General features: G+C 37.2%; 22 protein-coding genes. 4 read left to right on the forward strand and 18 right to left on the reverse strand.

Annotated features, from left to right (window positions below):
* Nucleotides 1-146 precede the first annotated feature (146 nt).
* From BLR36_RS10005 to BLR36_RS10020, 4 genes are all read right to left on the reverse strand, one after another.
* On the reverse strand, nt 147-512 hold the full coding sequence (locus tag BLR36_RS10005; protein ID WP_093061604.1) for a DUF5412 family protein: 366 nt from the start codon (nt 510-512) through the stop codon (nt 147-149).
* A 242-nt stretch (nt 513-754) separates the two neighbouring features.
* Entirely contained in the window at nt 755-1,402 is a 648-nt protein-coding gene (locus tag BLR36_RS10010; protein WP_093061605.1) for a DsbA family oxidoreductase, read from the reverse strand.
* A 379-nt stretch (nt 1,403-1,781) separates the two neighbouring features.
* Nucleotides 1,782-2,711: a manganese-dependent inorganic pyrophosphatase gene (locus tag BLR36_RS10015; protein WP_093061606.1), complete on the reverse strand. Its 930-nt coding sequence runs from the start codon at nt 2,709-2,711 to the stop codon at nt 1,782-1,784.
* 39 nt (nt 2,712-2,750) lie between these two features.
* Entirely contained in the window at nt 2,751-3,200 is a 450-nt protein-coding gene (locus BLR36_RS10020; RefSeq protein ID WP_093061607.1) for an RrF2 family transcriptional regulator, read from the reverse strand.
* A 155-nt stretch (nt 3,201-3,355) separates the two neighbouring features.
* Between BLR36_RS10020 and hmpA the strand changes: the two genes are divergently transcribed.
* Together hmpA and BLR36_RS10030 are read left to right on the forward strand one after the other, a co-directional pair.
* Nucleotides 3,356-4,543 carry an NO-inducible flavohemoprotein gene (gene hmpA, locus BLR36_RS10025; RefSeq protein ID WP_093061608.1) on the forward strand — a complete coding sequence of 396 codons (1,188 nt, stop codon included), beginning with the start codon at nt 3,356-3,358 and terminating at the stop codon, nt 4,541-4,543.
* A gap of 467 nt (nt 4,544-5,010) precedes the next feature.
* Nucleotides 5,011-5,811, forward strand: a complete 801-nt coding sequence (locus tag BLR36_RS10030) for a GNAT family N-acetyltransferase (protein WP_093061609.1) — start codon at nt 5,011-5,013, stop codon at nt 5,809-5,811.
* 34 nt (nt 5,812-5,845) lie between these two features.
* Here the strand turns inward: BLR36_RS10030 and BLR36_RS10035 are convergent, their stop codons facing one another.
* The 4 genes from BLR36_RS10035 to BLR36_RS10050 form a co-directional block, all read right to left on the reverse strand.
* Complete coding sequence (locus tag BLR36_RS10035) at nt 5,846-6,430, reverse strand: DNA-3-methyladenine glycosylase (RefSeq protein WP_093061810.1); 585 nt, start codon at nt 6,428-6,430, stop codon at nt 5,846-5,848.
* A gap of 1 nt (nt 6,431) precedes the next feature.
* Nucleotides 6,432-7,703, reverse strand: a complete 1,272-nt coding sequence (locus tag BLR36_RS10040) for an acetyl-CoA hydrolase/transferase family protein (protein ID WP_093061610.1) — start codon at nt 7,701-7,703, stop codon at nt 6,432-6,434.
* The gene (locus BLR36_RS10045) at nt 7,700-8,257 is read right to left on the reverse strand and encodes a DNA topology modulation protein (RefSeq protein ID WP_093061611.1); all 558 of its coding nucleotides are present in this window, start codon (nt 8,255-8,257) and stop codon (nt 7,700-7,702) included. Before BLR36_RS10045 ends, BLR36_RS10040 begins: the two co-directional genes overlap by 4 nt.
* Nucleotides 8,258-8,351: 94 nt before the next feature.
* Nucleotides 8,352-9,554, reverse strand: a complete 1,203-nt coding sequence (locus tag BLR36_RS10050) for an MFS transporter (RefSeq protein ID WP_093061612.1) — start codon at nt 9,552-9,554, stop codon at nt 8,352-8,354.
* Between the two features lie 182 nt (nt 9,555-9,736).
* Between BLR36_RS10050 and thrC the strand changes: the two genes are divergently transcribed.
* Nucleotides 9,737-10,795, forward strand: a complete 1,059-nt coding sequence (thrC, locus tag BLR36_RS10055) for a threonine synthase (RefSeq protein ID WP_093061613.1) — start codon at nt 9,737-9,739, stop codon at nt 10,793-10,795.
* Nucleotides 10,795-11,706: a homoserine kinase gene (gene thrB / locus BLR36_RS10060; protein ID WP_093061614.1), complete on the forward strand. Its 912-nt coding sequence runs from the start codon at nt 10,795-10,797 to the stop codon at nt 11,704-11,706. Before thrC ends, thrB begins: the two co-directional genes overlap by 1 nt.
* Nucleotides 11,707-11,859: 153 nt before the next feature.
* Here the strand turns inward: thrB and zupT are convergent, their stop codons facing one another.
* The 10 genes from zupT to BLR36_RS10110 form a co-directional block, all read right to left on the reverse strand.
* On the reverse strand, nt 11,860-12,672 hold the full coding sequence (gene zupT / locus BLR36_RS10065; protein WP_093061615.1) for a zinc transporter ZupT: 813 nt from the start codon (nt 12,670-12,672) through the stop codon (nt 11,860-11,862).
* A gap of 86 nt (nt 12,673-12,758) precedes the next feature.
* Entirely contained in the window at nt 12,759-13,373 is a 615-nt protein-coding gene (locus tag BLR36_RS10070; RefSeq protein ID WP_254771381.1) for a uracil-DNA glycosylase, read from the reverse strand.
* 82 nt (nt 13,374-13,455) lie between these two features.
* Nucleotides 13,456-14,067, reverse strand: a complete 612-nt coding sequence (locus BLR36_RS10075; protein WP_093061617.1) for a phosphatase PAP2 family protein — start codon at nt 14,065-14,067, stop codon at nt 13,456-13,458.
* 151 nt (nt 14,068-14,218) lie between these two features.
* On the reverse strand, nt 14,219-14,527 hold the full coding sequence (locus tag BLR36_RS10080) for an antibiotic biosynthesis monooxygenase (protein WP_093061618.1): 309 nt from the start codon (nt 14,525-14,527) through the stop codon (nt 14,219-14,221).
* Nucleotide 14,528: 1 nt separating this feature from the next.
* The gene (locus BLR36_RS10085) at nt 14,529-15,527 is read right to left on the reverse strand and encodes a siderophore ABC transporter substrate-binding protein (RefSeq protein ID WP_093061619.1); all 999 of its coding nucleotides are present in this window, start codon (nt 15,525-15,527) and stop codon (nt 14,529-14,531) included.
* Between the two features lie 19 nt (nt 15,528-15,546).
* On the reverse strand, nt 15,547-16,308 hold the full coding sequence (locus tag BLR36_RS10090; RefSeq protein WP_093061620.1) for an iron ABC transporter ATP-binding protein: 762 nt from the start codon (nt 16,306-16,308) through the stop codon (nt 15,547-15,549).
* A complete protein-coding gene (locus tag BLR36_RS10095) occupies nt 16,305-17,258 on the reverse strand; it encodes an iron chelate uptake ABC transporter family permease subunit (protein WP_093061621.1) in 954 nt (317 codons plus the stop codon). Before BLR36_RS10095 ends, BLR36_RS10090 begins: the two co-directional genes overlap by 4 nt.
* Nucleotides 17,251-18,201, reverse strand: a complete 951-nt coding sequence (locus tag BLR36_RS10100; RefSeq protein ID WP_093061622.1) for an ABC transporter permease — start codon at nt 18,199-18,201, stop codon at nt 17,251-17,253. Before BLR36_RS10100 ends, BLR36_RS10095 begins: the two co-directional genes overlap by 8 nt.
* Before the next feature lie 256 nt (nt 18,202-18,457).
* Nucleotides 18,458-19,303: a DUF6612 family protein gene (locus tag BLR36_RS10105; RefSeq protein ID WP_139185085.1), complete on the reverse strand. Its 846-nt coding sequence runs from the start codon at nt 19,301-19,303 to the stop codon at nt 18,458-18,460.
* 74 nt (nt 19,304-19,377) lie between these two features.
* Complete coding sequence (locus tag BLR36_RS10110) at nt 19,378-20,865, reverse strand: peptide MFS transporter (RefSeq protein ID WP_093061624.1); 1,488 nt, start codon at nt 20,863-20,865, stop codon at nt 19,378-19,380.
* Nucleotides 20,866-20,954: the final 89 nt, after the last annotated feature.

Raw genomic sequence — 20,954 nt, forward strand, 5'->3', positions numbered from 1 at the left:
GTGAATTACTTCAAAAAAAATTTTAATGCACATCATAACGGGAATCTACTGTATGTTTTGGACATAAAAAAAGCCATCGAATGATGGTAAAGTAAAATTAATTAGAGCAACTTGTAAGTTAAACAAGAACTCTATATTTCAATATTTTATTCATTCCTAATGTCATAAGTATCGTCAATAGAAATTTCCTGTCCATTAACAACAATCATTTCATTATTTAACCATCGAACTTCTTTAACATCTGGAGCCACAAGAAAAATATTCTTTTTTAAATCCGAGGTAGAATCTTCAAGCACCCCAACATATGTTACGTCGTTAGAGAATAGTAGTCCTCCGTTAAAATAGACAGTTATCCTTTTCTCACCATCTGGTGAAAAATAAATGCCTCCTTCATTTTCCTCAACTACTTGAATATTACTTAAAGTGGGGTTTAATCCTTGATACAACACAATGATGACAAACAAAATGGTGACTGTAAAAACCATTATTGAAATTGTTATTATCTTACTCATTTTATAAATCCTCTCCAGAAAAGATTCACCTTTGAATTCAATACTAATTTACCATTTTATCCTAAGACGTTATCATCATTCGAGATGTTTCGATTTTTCTTCAATACTAATAGGTTTCCAAAATTTCTATTTAACTAAAATATCCACAAAATCATTTTTTACTTTAACAAGGTCTTGATAAAATAAAAACGTGCAGCCTCGGATAGAGCTGCACGTTTTTATGTAAGATTTCACTTTAACTTTTAACCTTGTAATCCTTCTTCTTCAGCTACTTTTTGTAACGCACCTACAAATGTGTCTGTTGGTTGAGCACCTGAAATAGCATACTTATCGTTTATAACAAAGAAAGGTACTCCGCGAACGCCGATTTGTCCTGCCTTCGCAATGTCTATACGCACATCTGCTAAGTATTCTTTCGAGTCAAGCACCTTTTGTGCTTCTTCACGTGACAAATCTAGAGATTCAATCAGGTCAAGCAATACCTCATTATTTCCAATATCTTTTCCTTCGATAAAGTAAGCATGCAGCAATAACTCATTAGCCTCTTTTGCTTTACCTTGTGCAGATGCCCATTTCACTAATCGATGTGCATCTAAAGTGTTAGCTGGTTTCATAGCATCAAAATTATATTCGAGACCAACTGTTTTAGCTTGTTCTACTACCCCAGCTGTCATCGTTTTCGCTGCTTCCACAGTAGAACCATATTTTTCTGCAAGCACTTCATACATGGTTTTATCCGATTGCTTTGGTGAATGTGGATCTAATTCAAAGCTTTTAAATTCTACTTGAGCTTGAGAAGCGAAACCTGTTTTCTCTAAAGCCTCTTCTAATCGTCTTTTCCCAATATAACAAAAAGGACAAACGAAATCTGACCAAATTTCAATTTTCATCTCCATCATCACCTCTGCTATATTGTAATAGGAATAAATCTCAAACTCAAAATTATTGCTTGTATATAGGGAATAAAAGTTCGGTTACTCAAGTAAATCGACATCTTAATTAAGTAACTAATTCTAGATCTAAAGAAAATCGTAGTAATGCCACTGATTTTCGCTTCGGTCGGACGCTTTCCGTGGGCACGGCTCGAGCCTATAGTCTCTCCCTCGTGCTGTTTCCACAGGAGTCGCCGACTTGCGCTACAATCAACAATAGCGTCTACTATATAAGGAAAGTTACATAGTTACAAATCCCTTAAACCCAGTGTTCACTGACTCTTACCTTTCAAAAAAAAAAAAAAAACGATGCAAGTTGCACCGTTTTTTCTATGTCTTATTCAGCTAATGCTTCTGTTAATGCTGGTACTACTTGTTTTTTACGTGACACTACGCCTTTTAGTAGAGCTGTATTGTTTTCGAACTTCACATCGAATGCAGCTTCGGCTTTTAATGCTAATTTTCCTAGTGCTAATGCTACTGAGTCGTTGTTCAGGATATCTGTTACGACAAAGAAGAACAGATCCAATTCTTTTTCTTGGATCTCATGAGTGATCAATTCCTCAAGTTCTTCTTGGCGATTCATCACATCATTCACATCTACAGCGTTTACTTGTGCGATAACAACTTTGGACTCGCCCATAGCAAATTCTTTTGCATCTAGCGTAAGTAGGTCCTCTAAGCTCTTATCGCTTAAATCTGCTCCTGCTTTTAGCATTGCCAGACCGTACTCTTCTACATTGACTCCTGCAATTTTCTCTAGCTCTTTTGCAGCTACGATGTCTTCCTCTGTGCAAGTAGGTGATTTGAATAATAATGTATCTGATACGATAGCAGAGAGCATTAATCCAGCAATATTTGCAGGTACTTCTACGCCTTTTTCTTTATAGATTTTGTTGATAATAGTTGCAGTACAACCTACTGGCTCTGCGCGGTAGTAAAGTGGGTCAGCTGTTTCAAAATTTGCAATACGGTGATGATCGATTACTTCTGTTACTTGAACCTCTTCAATACCATCTGCGCTTTGTTGTTTTTCGTTATGATCAACTAAAATAACTTTATTCGCTTCTGTTGATACGCTCTCGATCAATCTTGGTGCCTCAAAACCGAATTTTTCTAATGCAAATTTTGTTTCGTTATTTAAATCACCTAAACGAACCGCTTCTGCTTCCACACCAATCTGATTTTTTAGGTATGCATATACGATTGCAGATGTAATTGTGTCTGTATCAGGGTTTTTATGTCCAAAAACGAGTACTTTTTCCATGAATAATCCTCCTAAAAATCTATTTCCGACTATATTTTATCATACATCTTGTGCGTCAATGAAAAGTAAATCTGCTAATTTATGCTTTTGATGTAGAAAATCCGCCAGAGTATATCCGTCTAATACTTGTAGATAAGCATTCAAAGCTAAGCGAAGTGCTGCTCGTAATCCACAAACTGATGTAATTGCACAGCTATTCGTTTGACAATCAAAGCATTCTACAAGATGAAAATCGTCTTCGGTATGTCGAACTACTTGTCCTATGTTAATAGCTTCTGGCTCCATTGCTAAACGGATGCCGCCACCTCTTCCTCTTACTGTATCTATATAACCTAATTTCCCAAGTTCATGTGTCACTTTCATCAAATGGTTTTTTGATATACCATATGCGTCGGATATAGCTTGTATTGTGGAAAGTTTATCTTTTTCCTTTGCACCAAGGTATATTAACACGCGAAGTGAGAAATCTGTATACATAGTCATTCTCATATTGCCACCGCCATTCTTACATATAATTATAACGATTTTGACAAGATTGTGGTATAAATGTGTCTGAATTATTAAAGATGTATTTCATATATTGCTTTTAAATATTATGAGGAGTATATTGTGGTTGTAATCAATAGAAAAGGACGTGTGTATAAATGTTATCTCAAAAAACAATAGATATCGTAAAATCTACAGCACCAGTTTTAGAAGTACATGGTGTAGCTATTACTACAGCTTTTTACAAAAATATGTTCGAAGCTCATCCAGAACTATTAAATATATTCAATCACGCAAACCAAGCAAAAGGACGTCAACAAACTGCTTTAGCGAACACAGTATACGCTGCTGCTGTTCATATTGATAATCTTGCAGCCATTATCCCAGTAGTAAAACAAATTGGTCAAAAACATGTGAGCCTAGGCATCAAAGCCGAGCATTATCCAATCGTTGGAGAACACTTACTTGGAGCTATCAAAGAAGTATTAGATGATGCAGCAACAGATGATATCATCAACGCTTGGGCTGAGGCATACGGAGTAATCGCAGATGCATTTATCGGCATTGAAGAAGAAATGTATGTGGCTACTGAATCTAAACAAGGCGGTTGGAGATTCTTTAAGGATTTTGTTGTTGCTGACAAAGTACAAGAAAGCGATAACATTACTTCTTTCTACTTGAAACCTGTTGATGGATCAATGTTACCAACTTATGAGCCAGGTCAATTTATTACGATTCGCGTAAGTATCCCTGGCGAAAAATACTTGATGAACAGACAATATAGCTTATCAAAAGCTGCTGATAACGAATCATTCCGTATTTCAGTGAAAAAAGAAGATGAAAATAATCCAGAAGGTAAAGTTTCTGTTCACCTTCACAATAATGTGAATGTTGGAGACAAAGTAGAGCTTACTGCTCCAGCTGGAGATTTCGTTTTAGATCCTGCCAAAACTACACCTGTTACTTTCGTAAGTGGTGGGGTTGGTATCACACCAATGATGAGTATGTTTGAAACAGTTGCGAAAAATAATCCTAGTCGCCCTGTATCCTTTATCTATAGTGCCCGTAATGAAAACTTACATCCATTCGACAAAGATATTCGCTCTTTGATGGAAAACATGGATGATGCAAAATATGTAACACTTTACTCTGAAAGTGGCGATGGTTTTATCACGAAAGACGTTCTTAAGGAATACGCTATTGCAAACGGTGATGTGTACGTTTGTGGACCAGTTGGATTTATGGAAGCGATGATCAACTATTTATTGGAACTAGGAGTTCCAAACGAAAATATTCACTATGAATTCTTTGGACCAGCAATGCAATTAGAGTTAGCAAATGCTTAATATTATTAATTTGGCTGCCTAATCAATTTCGAGAATAAAGAAGCTCGAAAAATGATTTTATATCTTAAAACGTGAAATCGGACAACTGATTTCACGTTTTTTTATGTAAGTGAAGACGACTGCTAGCGAGCAGAATTTGAGACCACAGGTTTGAACCGTGCCCGCGGAAAGCATCCGTCGTAACGGAAAACTAATATAGCGAAGCTTGAAAGGGTTTTACTCCAGTACCTCATTTATTTTTTCACATCTTTTACAAAGTAGCTGACTACTTGCTTACTGAGTAATTTTATATTCTTCCAATTATCCCTCTTGTTTTTCCAACTAAGCCATTCAAAATTCCAACTAAACTTAGTTCAGCAGTACCTTTTTAGCTTAGAAATAAATATTCGGATGTATTCACTTTTCAACAATAATGTTATAATTAGGATATTATACATACTTTAACTAGAAATGAGTGAAATCGCCGAATGACTAAGAATTCCGAAAGTAAATACATTCCATTGGCTCACTTTTTTAAACAATCAACTACTAAAGAAATTACATTAACATACACAGAAATTGAAGCAATCATTGGGCATGTTCTTCCAAATGCCGCCTATTTGAGTAGTAGCTGGTGGAAAAAGACGAAGCCACCGGCACTCCATTATTTTGCATGGACAGATTCTGGTTATTCCGTAAAAAGTGTGGAACTTGGAAAGGCCATTCATTTTCATAGTGTTTTACATGACACAGACGAACGACAGTCGGATAATAATGACAATAAAGACATCCTTATTATTCGAGAGGCAGATTTAGAAGATGCACGTCCCTTTATAAACTTACAGGAAGCGATTTTTGCAGAAACTGATTTTATGTTATTCGGGAAATCGGATAGACAATTGACCGTTCAAAGTATCCGCAAAAGCATGAATACGTGGAAAACTTCACCTAACTCGATTTTACTTTTAGCTATTATGAACGGCCAATATGCTGGCTATGTACAATTTATAGGAGGTCCGGCTCCACGAGCAGTTCATCGGGCTTCAGTCGTTATTGGTGTTAAGCAAGCTTTCTCTAAGAAGGGAATCGCCTCTTCACTCATGCTGCAAGGAGAAAAATGGGCAAAGGGATCAGGAATTTCTAAGCTAGAGCTTACTGTTATCAAAGAAAATATAAATGCGCAAAAGCTGTATAAGAAGCTCGGCTTTGAGTTAGAGGGTACACGAAAAAATGCTTTAATTATTCATGACCAATTTGTAGATGAATATTATATGGGGAAACAGATTTAAAAACAGAGGTTGTCCTTAAGTGGACAACCTCTGTTTATCTCATTTTCGATACGAATGCATTATCTGTCTCCCAAAATCTATATGGATAATGGACAGCTTCTCCACTATTTTCAATGCCTATTCTTGGTCCAGTCGAAATAGAAGTTGGTTGCTCGCCTTCTGCCATGTACAAAGGCTTATCCGTCCAATGTGAACCATAGTGTTCCATCGATATACCCATAGCTTTTGTTAGTTTTCCTGGTCCATTCGTCCACTGTTTCATCGGAAGATCGTTACGGAATTCCTTCATCAGTTCTAAGCCCTCTACTGGCTCCACAGCACGTATTAATATCGCATTGGGAACGTCCTCTGGGGCTGAAACAACATTGATGAGCGTATGGGTATGCATTTGATAAGTGTAGATTAAACCTGGCTCACCGAACATTACCTCTGTCCGTTTCGTTCTCCTATTTCCAAAGCTATGAGCTGCTTGGTCTTCAGGTCCCATATAAGCCTCGGTTTCAACGATTTTACCAATGAGTAACCCGCTAGGATGTTCATGGACGATATAATTTCCTAATAAATTGCGCGCAAGTTCTAAGGTTGGCTGATGAAAAAAACGACCATCAATCGGCTTCATATTAGATAAACCCCATTTTTTTTGCTTCAAATGTTAGCTCTTCTCTAAATTTCGGATGTGCAATGGAAATAAGCTGTTTGGCACGTTCTGAAATTGGTTTCCCAAACATTTTAGCTACTCCATATTCCGTTACAATCATATCGACATCGTTTTTAGAAGTAGTGACAACAGAGCCTGGAGTAAGACTTAGTTTTATACGAGAGATTTCGTCATTTTTAGCTGTTGAAGTCATACAAACAAAGCCTTTTCCTTCTTTTGCAAAACGAACTCCTCGAGCGAAATCGGCTTGCCCACCTGTAGACGAATAATACTTTCCAGCAACCGTTTCGGATGCACATTGTCCAAATAAATCGACCTCTGTCGTCGCATTAATCGAAACAATACGTTCTTCCTTAGCAATTTCCCGTGGATCATTCACAATGCTCACAGGTAAAAACTGTACAGAAGGATTGTTGTCAAGGAAGTCATACATTTTCTTTGATCCATGTGCAAAAGTAGCAATAATCTTACCTTTATTCGTAAACTTTTGTGTTCCATCAATTGCCCCTGCTTGTACTAAATCCACGATTCCATCGACGAACATTTCTGTATGAATACCCAAATGACGATGACTTTTTAGTAAACTCACTACTGCATTTGGAATAGACCCTATACCTATTTGCAATGTATCTCCATTTTTTATCGTATCCGTTACATACTCGGCAATTTTCATATCCTTTTCACCAATAGCGACTGACACATCCTCGAATAGAGGACGATCATTTTCAACAAATCCTGCGATTTGGCTAATATGGATTTGGTTTTGACCAAAAGTTCGAGGCATATGTTGGTTCACTTCTAATATAAACGGAACCGTACCGATAAACTCACTCACGATATCTGCCTGTGTCCCTAGGGAAAAGTAACCAAACTCGTCCATTGGCGAAGCTACAGCCATCACCATCGAAAGATTTGTAGCACTTTTTAAAATACGAGGCATCTCATGAAAATGATTTGGTACTAAGTCTACTAATCCTTGGTGGAACTGTTTTCTTGTTGCTCCACTTAAAAAGTAAGAGACATGATGTAGCTTTCCAGGAAAGGCACCATTCATATACTCTCGTGATTGGAGAGCAAGTAATTGATGTATTTTCACATTATTTAATTGATGTGCTTGATCCTCTAAAATATCTAACAGTTTATGCGGTTCTCCATTTGTAAGTGGAAGAATAATATCTGCATTCTGTTGAATTAGATCGATAACCTGTTGTGCTGTTAGTTGTTTGTTAGTCATGTTGTTATACTCCTATGATGTTCGATATTTTTTATAATTGGTGCGGTCATTAGAAATCCTTCTACTTCTTTAGGATTTTGCAAAACGCATATATCTGTATTTTTTACGTTTCTTAATATGTTAAGTGTATGTGGGCGTACATTCTGTGGAAAACGCCAAACCCATTTTGCAAACTCCACATCGATTTTTTCCTTACAGCCCGGTGCCATATCTGGACGTGTTTTGCCTCGAAAGATCCATGCCCTTTTAAAAACTCTGTACGTGCATAATACTCGTGAGAAATCCAAAAATATGATTAAATCTGCATAGGATGCACGTAGTTCTAGCGTTGAATCAAAATTACCATCCATAATCCACGCATCCTGTTCTAGAACTGTTTGGATTTTTTCTTTAAACTCTGGCTTTGGTGTAGGTACCCATCCTTCGTTCCAAAAAAGTGCGTCTAGATGGAATAGAGGCAAATCCCATTTCTTAGACAATCGTTTCGATAAGGTAGATTTACCTGCCCCGCTGGAACCGATGATGAGTATACGTTTATGCTTAAACTGATACATCTCCTACCCCCTTTGTTTGCCATTCTTCATTTTACTATGTTTTCAGCTTTAGGCAAAACAAAAACCTGCTCCGCTTCAGGAACAGGCTGCTTTTCTATTCTAATTCTACTTGTTTTGTTTCTGTACCTAAGAACAGTACTGCTAATACTCCGATAACGATTGCCACACAGAAAATCGTGAAGATATATCCAATTTCATAGCCTTGCATGACAAGAGTACCAACTAATAACGGTCCTAAAATACCTCCTACACGTCCAACAGCTGCCGCCATACCTGAACCGGTAGCACGAATAACTGTTGGATATTGCTCTGGTGAGTATGCGTAGAGCGCTCCCCATGCCCCAAGGTTAAAGAATGATAAGAGAATTCCTGAAACAATTAATAATGTAGTCGTCTCGGCAGAACCAAAGACCAATGCACTTGCAGCAGTTCCCAATAAATAAGTAACCAGTACAAATTTACGTCCTGCTTTCTCTATTAACCACGCTGCTGAGAAATAACCTGGTAATTGAGCAATAGTCATGATTAATACATATTCAAAGCTTTTAATGAGTGTGAATCCTTTTATGACCATTACACTTGGTAGCCATAGGAACATTCCATAATAGGAAAATACGACTGTAAACCAGACAATCCATAACATTAACGTTCGCTTCGCATACTTCTTTGACCAAACCTCGCTCATGTTTTGTATAATACTTCTGGATTCCGATTTTTTCTCCGTGTATTTAGGGGAGTCCGGTAATTTTAATCGTAAATAAATTGCATAGAACGCAGGTAGCGCTGTAATTATCAAAGCAATTCTCCAACCATGTTCAGGAATAACAAAATAGGCAATAATTGCAGAAATAATCCATCCCGCCGCCCAGAAGCTTTCTAATAGAACAACTACTCTTCCACGTTCTTTTGCTTCTACACTTTCAGATACTAAAGTTGAAGCTACTGGAAGCTCTCCTCCAAGACCCATCCCGACAAAGAAACGTAAGATTAAAAATGCAACTAGAGTTGTCGTTAAAGCCGAAAGTCCACTTGCAATGGAGAACATTAATAGAGTAATCATAAATACTTTTTTTCGCCCTACTTTGTCTGCCAAAACTCCAAATAGAAGGGCTCCTACCGCCATCCCTATTGAGTTTACACTACCAATCCACCCCATCTGTTCTGGAGATAAACTCCAATCTACCGCTAGAGCTGCAATGACAAAGGATAGAATTCCAACATCCATTGCATCGAACATCCAAGCAAGTCCCGCTATTCCTAATAATTTATTTTTAGATATCTTTTTTTGTTCTTTCATAGCTGTGTTTTTCTCCTCTGTCTTTACACCTGTAAAGTTTTTAGTTTACTTGTTTAGTATACGCATGTATAAGGAAAGTTACAATATAAATTTTATCTTGTTTTTTACACTTTATTAGAGTAAAATGTCCTTTATACAAATACATATGTTTATTCAAGAAGAACAGAGAGGCGGAATATATCATGGCTTGGCAAGGATTAATTGAAGAGTATAAAGAGTTTTTACCAGTAACAGAAAAAACACCTAAATTGACTTTACTGGAGGGTAATACGCCTCTTATTAAGCTAGAAAATTTATCAAAAGAATTAGGGATTGAATTATATGTGAAGGTCGAGGGTGCAAATCCGACTGGATCCTTTAAAGATAGAGGCATGGTTTTTGCAGTTGCAAAAGCAAAAGAAGAAGGAAGCAAAGCTGTTATTTGTGCTTCAACAGGTAATACCTCGGCTGCAGCAGCTGCTTATGCGGCTCGTGCTGGAATGCGAGCAGTTATTGTTATACCAGAAGGAAAAGTTGCTGCTGGAAAGTTAGCTCAAGCATATATGTACGGAGCAGAAGTCATTCAAATAGAAGGAAACTTCGATGTTGCACTAGATATGGTCCGAGCAATTAGCGAAACCTCTCCTATTACACTAGTGAATTCCGTTAACCCATATCGTATTGAAGGGCAAAAGACAGCATCCTTTGAAATTTGTGATGTATTAGGTACCGCACCTGACTACCTAGCAATTCCAGTAGGAAACGCAGGTAATATCACTGCTTACTGGAAAGGGTTTAAAGAATATAATGAGAAAAAACAAACAGGTTTACCTCAAATCTTTGGCTTTGAAGCAGAGGGTTCTGCTGCCATCGTCCAAGGAAAACCTATTGAGTTTCCTGAAACAATTGCTACTGCCATTCGTATCGGAAACCCCGCAAGCTGGAAAGGTGCAGAAGCAGCACGTGATGAATCTAATGGTGTTATTGAGGCTGTAACTGATGATGAAATTATTGAAGCGTATAAACTAATTGCAAGCAGAGAGGGTATCTTCGCAGAACCAGGCTCGTGTGCATCTATTGCAGGTCTATTACGTTCTGTAAAAGAAGGAAAAATTAAAGCAGGAAGCAAGGTAGTTGCTGTATTAACTGGTAATGGCTTAAAGGATCCACAAACTGCAATTGACGTAAAAGTTGCTGAGCCACATAAATTGGAAAGTAGTGCACCAGCTCTTAGTGCATTTATAGAGGAGGTGCTCGCGTAATGGTTTGGTGCATTTCAGTTCCAGCAAGTACAGCAAACCTTGGACCCGGATTTGATTCCATTGGGATTGCATTAGATAAGTATTTGGAGCTTGAGGTAGAGTTAGCGTCCGATTGGAAAATTATCAACCTGTCTAGCAATCTTCCGAATGTTCCAAATCCACAGGAGCACTTAATTGTCCAAGCTGCTGAAAAAACTGCCGACTTACATGGGTTTTCACTTCCACCATGCACAGTGCGAGTAAAGAGTGAAATTCCATTAGCACGTGGGATGGGAAGTAGTGCTTCTGCAATTGTGGCGGGAGTTGAGCTAGCCAATCAAATAATGGAATTGCATCTAACTGATAAGGACAAATTGAAGGTTGCAACATTAATGGAGGGGCATCCGGATAACGCAGCTGCTTCCATTTACGGTGGCTTTACAATCTCTTCTAATGCAGAAAATGGAGAAATCAATGTATTTCATGCCAATCACATCGAGGCCTCTTTTGTATTGTTTATCCCTAACTTCGAGTTAAAAACTGCTAAAGCTAGACAAGTGCTACCAGACAGCTATTCTCGTAGGGAGGCAGCACAGGCAAGCGCAACAGCAAACTTGTTCACTGCAGCCTTTCTATCCCAAGCATTTGAACAAGCCGGAACTTATATGGAACAGGACTTGTTTCACGAGCCATACCGACTCGACTTGATCCCACAGAGTAAGAATATAAAATTTGCCGCCAAAAATGCAGGCGCTTATGGAACTTGTATTAGTGGTGCGGGACCAACCCTGCTTTCGCTTATTGGAAAAGGGACAGAAGAGGAATTCATCTCTAAGTTAAAAGGACAGTTCCCTGATTTCGACCTCGCCGTAGTTCCTATGAATCGGACGGGCATTGTTGTTACAGTAAAAGATACAGAAAGGGCTCGATAAAAAGGCAGTGCAACCTCATTTGAAGTTGCACTGCCTTTTATAGTTAACGACAAGAGAAAACTCTTTTTATTCATTAGCCTCTAGCGCCAAACTACTCGAGTAACTTTAGGATTTCACTGCTTTTCGAGGCTTACATAGACGCTGTCACTTTTCTTATTTAGTTAGTAGTACAAGACTTAAGGCCATTACAAGCATTCCTGCAACGACTCCGTAAATAGATGAATGAGTTTCATCATATTTTTTCGCTGCTGGTAGTAATTCGTCCAATGAAATAAAGACCATTATTCCCGCTACTGCTGCAAATACTACTCCAAATACAACTCCATTTAAATATGGCATCAGTACTAAATAAGCAACGAACGCTCCAACAGGCTCAGCTAAACCAGATAAGAAGGACAATTTAAATGCTTTCTTTCTACTTCCTGTTGCATAGTATATAGGTACTGCTACCGCAATTCCTTCCGGTATATTGTGAATAGCTACCGCTATCGCAATTGCAATACCCAAACTAGGATCCTGTAAGGCAGATGCAAAAGTTGCAATCCCCTCAGGAAAGTTATGGATTCCAATTGCAAGAGCAGTAAAGACACCCATTTTCATCAATTTTGTATGCTCTGGGTTACTTAATTTCACATCCATATCTTCTACACTTTTAACTTCATGGGGATTACCGAGAGTAGGTATTAATCGGTCAATTATCGCAATTACAAACATCCCACCGAAAAAACCAACTATTGTCATCCAATAACCATTTGTCGCTCCAAGTTCTGCTACGAGAGAATCCTTAGCCTTCACAAATATTTCTACTAAGGACACATAAATCATGACACCCGCGGAGAAACCTAGTGCAACTGATAAAAACTTTGTATTTGTGCGAGATGTCAATAAAGATAGCAGACTACCAATCCCAGTTGCAAGACCAGCAAATAATGTAAGTAATAAAGCAAAGGCTACATTTCCATCCATTGACCCAACTTCTTTCTGTTAATCGATTTTCATTTATTATACGCAGAAAGTTTCCTGAGCGCAACTCTTTTTTGCAAGTGAAAACATTAAAATTTTCTTTCAGCTAAATACTTCCCAATATTTTTCCAATCCTGTTCAAGAAAATCCCTGTTGGAGGGACGATAAAATACAGATGCAGGATGATAAGTAGGTATGAGCAAATAGCTTTCTTTGGACCATACAAACTCTTTCGAATCTAGTGCATATAAATGCCGTATAGGCTGCTCAAGCAATTGCCCATGTAGCATGGATACCTTCGCTTCCTTTCCTAAAAGTCGTTGTAGACCTACATTTCCTAATGTAACAATAATTTGTGGAACGATATTTTTTAATTCAAAATCTAATATCGGTGCATGGGCTATTACTTCCGATTGGGTAGGAGGACGGTTATACTTTCTCTGTGTCAGCTCCCCATTTTTCCCCCTTTTTTCTCTCCATACATACGGACGGCTCCGCACAGCACTTGTCATATATACATTATCTCGAGTCAATCCTATACTTGCCAATGACTTACTTAATTCATCTCCTGCTCTACCTATAAATGGTACTCCTTTTATTGCCTCATTCTCCCCTGGTGCCTCGCCTATGAGTAGAATACTTGGATTTTTTGGTCCTTTGCCTTTGACAAATCCTTCAACCGGATACCCCTCAATACGTTCCATTCCTAGTTTGATTAGCTCTTCTGGTATTTCGAACAAGGTATTCACTCCTTTTAAAAAAACCTTTCCTAACGAGGAAAGGTTCTTACAATGTATGCTTTTTAAAAGCTCTGCTTCTATATTCATACCACATTGCGACAAGTACAAACCAAGTATACCCAATCATCCATCCTGCTAAGACATCCGATGCATAATGTCTATTTTCCGCAACTCGGGAAAGTCCTACAAGGAAGGTGATAAAAACAGTGGCTATCCATATTAATAATCGAACGAATTTGTTGGATTGATGTTCTGTTAAAAAATAAGCAATCGTAAACAAATACAATATTCCCACCATCGCATGTCCAGAAGGGAAGCTAAAAGTCTCTAATTGTTGTGGCACATCAGGACGCTCTCTTTCTACCCACTTTTTCAGTGATTGATTCATCACATTACCAAGCCCTACAGTAAAGACAACAAAGAGCATTCCACGATAATTGTTCGAACGAAACCACAAAAAAGCTATTAATAGAAGCGAAATAAAAATTATAAATTTAGTTTCCCCTAAGTAGTGAAATAACACTATTACTTTGTTGTCGCCAAATAACTGAGCCATTTGGGAATCAAACTGTATTATTTCTTCCGTTTCAAAATATAAAAAAAGTGCTGCAAATCCTAGTAACGTTACCATTCCAAGTGGATAAAATAATTTTTTCACAAAATCCCCCCTATCCATTAACAAAATTATAAGCTAGAAGATTAAGGTTGTACAATGGATACATTAATATAGGAAAGAAATTACCTTTTCATAGTTTCTAAATTTAAAAAATGGAGAAAAACTTAATGTTTTTCTCCATTTGCTTATTATTTTATTTACTTACTTTCACTTCATAAACACTTTGACTAACTTCGATAATATGATCAGGCTTTGGCTTACCGATCTTTGCTTTGTGACCTGCAATGTGCTCGGGGCTCTTTTCCCAATTTTTCCAATCCTCTTCGGAGTTCCAGCCTGTTACGATAAGAACTTCCTCTTCACCACGGCGAACCTTTTTCACGAGAACTTCTAGCTTTTCAAAGCCTGGTTGCTTCTCTATCTTGCCTTCTCCTTGAAATCGTTCAACTACCGTTTGGGCAGATCCCTCTGTCACAATCATTCGCTTTATTTGATAAAACATATTATTTAAGTGCCTCTAATACAGCATCAACTTTAGCATTTTCTGATTCGATACCACCACCTGCTAAGTACCAAACTTCAGGATCTAAGTAGATAATGTTATCATTTTGAGCAGCGTTTGTTTTATTTACTATATCATTTTCAATTGCAGCTTTTGTACCAGATTCGCCTCCAGCAGCAACTACTGCATCACGATCCACTACAAATAGAATATCGGGATTTTTCTCCAGAACATACTCGTAAGCAACACTTTGACCATGAGTAGAAACTTCTAGATTCTCATCTGTTTGTTTAAAACCATATACGTCATGGATGATGCCGAAACGTGAACCCGCACCATATGCACTTAACTCACCTTCAGATGCAAGAACGACTAAGGCTTTCTCGTCCATACCATTTGTTACTTCTTTCATCTCTTCAATTTTAGCGTCCAATTCTTCTAATGCTGCTGTTGCTTTTTCTTCTTCACCGAATATTTTACCAGCTAATTCTGTATTAGCTTTGAATGAATTCATATAATCCATAGTATCCACACCAACATAAACTGTCTTGGCAATTTTACTTAATTCTTCATATGCGTCTGCTTGACGCCCAGAGATAAAAATTACATCTGGGTTCATAGCAGCGATTGCTTCGAAATCTGGTTCTTTTAATGCACCAGCATTTTTGTAAGCAGCTTCATCCTCATATTTCTCTAAGTAACTTGGAACATTAGCTTGCGAAACCGCAGCTACGTCTACACCTAAATAATCTAATGTATCAAGGAAACCATAGTCAAATACTACAACTGTTTCAGGTTTTTCTTCTAATGTCACTTCTGCATAACCTTCAGGCTGAGGAATTGTTAATGGGTAAACAGATGAATCTCCAGCACCACTTGTTTCCTCTGTAGCTTTTTCATCAGTAGACGCCTTTTCAGTAGCCTCATCCTCTGTACCACATGCTGCTAAAAGTAATACTAGTAAAGCAAATATAACCGATAGTAATTTCCAGTTTTTCATTTGTCTTTTTCCTCTTTTCTTATGAGTTAAAATATACACAGATACGACAACTATTCATTTCTTGGATAGGAATATCCATGTCATAGATTTCTTTTAATGCATCGGAGTTAATAATTTCATGAGTTGGCCCGTCTTTAATAACACGACCATCTTTTAAAGCTACAATGAAGTCTGAATAAACGGAAGCAAAGTTAATATCATGTAAAACGATTACTACTGTCTTACCAAGATCTTCAACCAATTTACGTAAGATTTTCATAATTTGAACAGAGTGCTTCATATCCAAGTTATTTAAGGGTTCATCTAGTAAAATGTATTCCGTATCCTGGGCAATAACCATGGCTATAAATGCCCGTTGGCGCTGACCACCGGAAAGTTCATCTAAATAACTGTCCTCAAGATCACCTAGATTCATATATTCAATTGCTTGGTCGACCATTTTCTCGTCTTCCGCATTTAAGCGTCCCTTCGAATATGGAAAACGTCCAAATGCCACTAATTCACGAATAGTTAAACGTACATTCATATAATTCGATTGCTTTAAAATAGATATGCGTTTTGAAAAATCATTCGATTTCCATTTACGTACATCTGATTTATCTAATAGAACCTCACCTGTGTCTGCATCCAATAAGCGACTGACCATAGATAATAGCGTGGATTTCCCAGCTCCATTAGGTCCAATAAACGAAGTTATTTTCCCGGACTGAATATTGACACTTACATTATCCACAACTGGCTTTTTAGCAAAATACTTAGAAACCTCTTTTACTTGGATCATGATTTAGTTCGACTCTCCTTTAATAGTAAATAGATGAAGTAAACTCCTCCGATGAAGTTAATAATGACGCTCAGTGTTGTGTCGAACGTAAAGATACGTTCTACAATCCACTGACCTCCGATTAATGCTACTAAACTCATCAAACTTGCTCCGATTATAAGTGTAGAATGCTTGAATGTATTAAAGAACTGATACGATAAGTTGGCAACAATTAGACCGAAAAACGTAATAGGTCCAACAAGTGCAGTAGAAGTTGCGATCAATATTGATGACAATACAAGCATTTTTTTGACGATTTTATCATAATCCACACCAAGGTTAATGGCATTGTCTCGACCTAAAGAAAGTACATCTAATTCTCGTATGCTTCGCCAGCCGTATATAACCGTTAGTGTAATAATAACTAATGCTAACCACACTAAATCACCGTTTACATTATTAAAGCTTGCAAATAATTTGTTTTGTAAGCTTGTAAATTCGTTTGGATCTATAAGTACTTGAAGGAAGGTTGTAATACTTCCCATAAATGTCCCAAGTATTATCCCTACAAGCAGTAAGAAATAAATAGGACGTTTTCCTGCCTTGAACAAAAATTTATATAGTAACAAAGCAAATACAATCATTCCAATAACTGATATGGCAAAATTTATATTTTTGTTAATAACCAGAATGGACATGGAGCCAAAGAAGAAATAAATAACCGTTTGGATTAACATATAAAGAGAATCAAGTCCCATTACACTTGGAGTTAAAATCTTGTTATGTGTAATTGTTTGGAAGATGACCGTTGAATATGCTATCGCTACTCCTGTTAGCGCCATTGCCAATACTTTAATCCCACGGCGTGGTAATGCATAATCATAGCTTCCGTTTAATCCTTGAAATAAATAAAGTGCTATAGAAACTAAAACTAAAGCAATTAATATCATCATTTTCGTACTGTTACGCATATGCTTTCCCCCTAAACAACAAGAATAGGAAGATTGCACTTCCGATTACACCAACCGTCATGCTAATCGGAATTTCATAAGGGAATATAATAACCCTACCTAAAATATCGCAAATCAATAAGAAAATAACTCCTAGTAATGCTGTATGTGGTAATGTTTTCTCTAAATGATCCCCTTTAAAGATGGAGACAATATTCGGGATGATTAATCCTAAAAATGGAATCATTCCGACCGTCAAAACAACAGTCGTAGAGATTAAAGCGACTAGTACTAGACCTAGATTTAACACTTTGTTGTACGATAGACCAAGATTTTTTGCAAAATCCTCACCCATCCCGGCAACAGTAAAGCGATTAGCGAAAATATAGGCTAAAATTAGTACTGGTACACTTATGTAAAGTAGTTCATATCTGCCTTTTAATATTAAGGAGAAATCTCCTTGTAACCAAACCGAGATATTTTGAATAATATCTGATTTGTATGCAAAAAACGTCGTAATAGAGGCTAAAATATTCCCAAACATTAACCCGACAAGTGGAACAAATACTGCATCTTTAAATTTAATTCGATTCAAGATTTGCATGAAAAGCAAGGTACCTGCTAAAGCAAAGATAAATGCAAAGGAAATCTTTTGAAAATACGTTGCATTTGTAAATACAAGCATCGAGATTAAAATTCCTAAGCGAGTAGCATCAAGTGTACCTGCTGTAGTTGGAGACACAAACTTATTTCTACTTAGACTTTGCATGATTAGACCTGCAATACTCATTCCTGCTCCCGCAAGAATAATCGCTATTAATCTAGGTATTCTACTTATAAGGAAAATTTCTGTCTCTTCTGACTTAAAATCTAACAGATCAATTGGTGAAATGCTTGATACACCAACAAAGAGAGATAAGAGAGAAAGTGCTACTAGTGCAATTACAAGATATCTTTTTTTCATAACTATCCTCGTCATTCTTTTTGTGAAAGGGCGATATTGAAAATCATTATCAATTACTCACAAGTCCAATTATAGCACCTTGACAATTCATGTCAACGATTAAATGAAAATGATTTTCAATTGACAATACACATATATGCCTTTTCAACCTATTTTAGTCCAATTCTATCTTACTACATTATAACCTTAATTCAAAAAGACTATTGCAATTGTTGCTTTTTCGCAACAATTGCAATAGTCTTTTTGACACATATATTTAAATTTCAGTAGCACTATCAATAACCTCTTGAGGGACGACAATTTCATCTACCTCATTGAACTTAGAAAAGTCGGTTCTAGCATCCATTTTCAAGTTAATTGTTTCTCCATCCATTGTCATATCCATATCAATAACCATATCCAATTTGTTTGTTTGGAACGTATGCTTATCAATATAAACTAGGTAGTTGACCGAATGAATAGTAAAGTCCATGTTAACATTTTCTCCTCCAGTAAGACTTTGAAGCGCTTCATCTACCTGGTTTTGTACAAGACTCGTAAACTCTTCACCACTACCTTCAAGTGTTAATATATAGTTATCGTCGTCTTGTTCAAATTTCAGTTGTTCTAAATACTCTTGTAAAGTCTTCAGTTGAGCTGTCGGATCAGTTTGGGTCGTAGCACCCATCATTTGATCAACCATTTCCTGAGGAAACTTCATCCACTGTGCAGTACTACCTTCATACACATACATTGCATCTTCCGTAATATAAGTCTCCATATCAGTCTCTTGAGATTCCCCACCTTCGCCAACGCCCATCAAAGTGGTTGTACCTTTTTGATGCATTTGCATAGGTTCTATTATATATTCCATATCCATCACAGATTTAATATCAAATGTCATTTCTTCACTCGGAATACTCATCGTCTGTTTCATATCTATTGTACCTTTTACGCTTTTTAACTCTTCTGAAGCTTCCATTGACTTGTCATATACTTCTTGTAAAGTGAGCTTACTCGTTTCTGTTACATCTTTTTCTTGTACCGGTTTTGCAGTTTCATTACAAGCAGCCAAACCTAATGATAAGGTTACTAATGATAATAGTATCGTCCATTTTTTCATAAAAATATCCATCCCTTCTCAGTAAGATACTTACTTTACGGGATGGCTATTTAAAAAGTTTCATTATTATGGAATTACTTGACGCCACGCATATATTTTTGAATCAAAGGAGTCATAAAATACAGTAATAAACCAATAACTAGAGCTATTGCTCCGATGACACCGAAGTAAATAATTTCATTTTCCGGCGTGTAAAATTTAACTACTTGAGCATTGATCGCTTGAGCAGATGCATTCGTCATAAACCATAGACTCATCGTTTGAGCTGCAAATGCTCCTGGTGCAAGCTTGGTCGTAGCAGATAATCCTACTGGTGATAATAGTAATTCACCTAATACTACAAGGAAAAAGCTCAGTACAAGCCAGAAAGGACTAACTAAAGAGTCTGTTCCATTGAAATAAGCTGGAATAATCATGACGATAAAGGACATTCCTGCAAAGAACAAACCAAACGAGAATTTCTTCGGAGTAGACGGTTGTCTATCCCCAAGCTTAAACCACATCCAAGCAAACACCGGTGCAAGCGTAATGATAAATAATGGATTTAACGATTGGAACCAAGCAGGTGAAATCTCAAATGATCCAATCATTAAATCTACTCGTTCATCCGCATATTGAGCTAAAATGTTCGATCCTTGTTCTGCAATAGCCCAGAACATCATAGCTGCAACGAAAAGGGGAATATAGGCTAATAATCGAGACTTTTCATCTTCTGTTGTTTTACTGCTTCTATACATTACGATAAAGTACAGAGTAGGAATTACGATACCTAGAATCGAGACAGTCATGATGAATCCATCAATCGTTAAAATACCTTGCTGTATTAAAATATATCCAACAATTAGAATTAGAACTATCGCAAATCCAATTCTCGTCAAGACCTTTTTACGTTCTTCGATAGACATAGGATTTGGCGCGTACATACCGGCTAAACCTAAGTATTTCTTTTTTGTGATTAAAAATACGACTAATCCTACCGCCATACCTACTGCAGCAATCCCAAAACCTAAATGGAAATTATATTCTAGACCTATTGTTCCAACGATGAATGGTGCAATAAACGCTCCCATGTTGATCCCCATATAAAAAATACTAAAGCCTGAATCACGGCGAGTATCCTCTTTAGAATACAAATCACCGACAATACTTGATATGTTTGGTTTCAGTAAGCCTGTCCCGATGATGATAAAGGCCATCGACACAAACAAAGTAGTCAACCCTCCAGGGAATGCTAAGAAGATATGACCAAACATAATGAGGACACCACCGTAGAATACGGTTTTCGTCGTACCAAATAGACGGTCAGCAATCCAACCTCCTATAATCCCCGACATGTACACTAGTGAACCATAGACAGCCATAATGGAGTTAGCAGTAGAACGTTCTAAACCTAGTCCACCTTGTGTCACTTCGTAATACATATAGTAGATTAGAATTGCGCGCATTCCATAATAAGAAAAACGTTCCCAAAACTCCGTGAAAAACAATGATAGTAATCCTTTCGGGTGACCAAAAAATCCCTTTTGGGGGACGGATTTAACTATTTCCTCTCTTGTTGGCATCTTTTTACCTCTTTTCTAATTTAAATGCTATAGGTACCGAAATTCTTTACAATACTTTTAGCAGCTGAAAATTTCCCTAAAGCCCTTGC

Source organism: Psychrobacillus sp. OK028 (assembly GCF_900103605.1).
GTDB lineage: Bacteria > Bacillota > Bacilli > Bacillales_A > Planococcaceae > Psychrobacillus.

Coding starts and splice junctions, on each gene's coding strand:
- BLR36_RS10005 (WP_093061604.1), bottom strand. CDS start 512: ATGAGTAAGATAATAACAATTTCAATAATGGTTTTTACAGTCACCATT.
- BLR36_RS10010 (WP_093061605.1), bottom strand. CDS start 1,402: ATGAAAATTGAAATTTGGTCAGATTTCGTTTGTCCTTTTTGTTATATT.
- BLR36_RS10015 (WP_093061606.1), bottom strand. CDS start 2,711: ATGGAAAAAGTACTCGTTTTTGGACATAAAAACCCTGATACAGACACA.
- BLR36_RS10020 (WP_093061607.1), bottom strand. CDS start 3,200: ATGAGAATGACTATGTATACAGATTTCTCACTTCGCGTGTTAATATAC.
- hmpA (WP_093061608.1), top strand. CDS start 3,356: ATGTTATCTCAAAAAACAATAGATATCGTAAAATCTACAGCACCAGTT.
- BLR36_RS10030 (WP_093061609.1), top strand. CDS start 5,011: ATGACTAAGAATTCCGAAAGTAAATACATTCCATTGGCTCACTTTTTT.
- BLR36_RS10035 (WP_093061810.1), bottom strand. CDS start 6,430: ATGAAGCCGATTGATGGTCGTTTTTTTCATCAGCCAACCTTAGAACTT.
- BLR36_RS10040 (WP_093061610.1), bottom strand. CDS start 7,703: ATGACTAACAAACAACTAACAGCACAACAGGTTATCGATCTAATTCAA.
- BLR36_RS10045 (WP_093061611.1), bottom strand. CDS start 8,257: ATGTATCAGTTTAAGCATAAACGTATACTCATCATCGGTTCCAGCGGG.
- BLR36_RS10050 (WP_093061612.1), bottom strand. CDS start 9,554: ATGAAAGAACAAAAAAAGATATCTAAAAATAAATTATTAGGAATAGCG.
- thrC (WP_093061613.1), top strand. CDS start 9,737: ATGGCTTGGCAAGGATTAATTGAAGAGTATAAAGAGTTTTTACCAGTA.
- thrB (WP_093061614.1), top strand. CDS start 10,795: ATGGTTTGGTGCATTTCAGTTCCAGCAAGTACAGCAAACCTTGGACCC.
- zupT (WP_093061615.1), bottom strand. CDS start 12,672: ATGGATGGAAATGTAGCCTTTGCTTTATTACTTACATTATTTGCTGGT.
- BLR36_RS10070 (WP_254771381.1), bottom strand. CDS start 13,373: ATGGAACGTATTGAGGGGTATCCGGTTGAAGGATTTGTCAAAGGCAAA.
- BLR36_RS10080 (WP_093061618.1), bottom strand. CDS start 14,527: ATGTTTTATCAAATAAAGCGAATGATTGTGACAGAGGGATCTGCCCAA.
- BLR36_RS10085 (WP_093061619.1), bottom strand. CDS start 15,527: ATGAAAAACTGGAAATTACTATCGGTTATATTTGCTTTACTAGTATTA.
- BLR36_RS10090 (WP_093061620.1), bottom strand. CDS start 16,308: ATGATCCAAGTAAAAGAGGTTTCTAAGTATTTTGCTAAAAAGCCAGTT.
- BLR36_RS10095 (WP_093061621.1), bottom strand. CDS start 17,258: ATGCGTAACAGTACGAAAATGATGATATTAATTGCTTTAGTTTTAGTT.
- BLR36_RS10100 (WP_093061622.1), bottom strand. CDS start 18,201: ATGAAAAAAAGATATCTTGTAATTGCACTAGTAGCACTTTCTCTCTTA.
- BLR36_RS10105 (WP_139185085.1), bottom strand. CDS start 19,303: ATGAAAAAATGGACGATACTATTATCATTAGTAACCTTATCATTAGGT.
- BLR36_RS10110 (WP_093061624.1), bottom strand. CDS start 20,865: ATGCCAACAAGAGAGGAAATAGTTAAATCCGTCCCCCAAAAGGGATTT.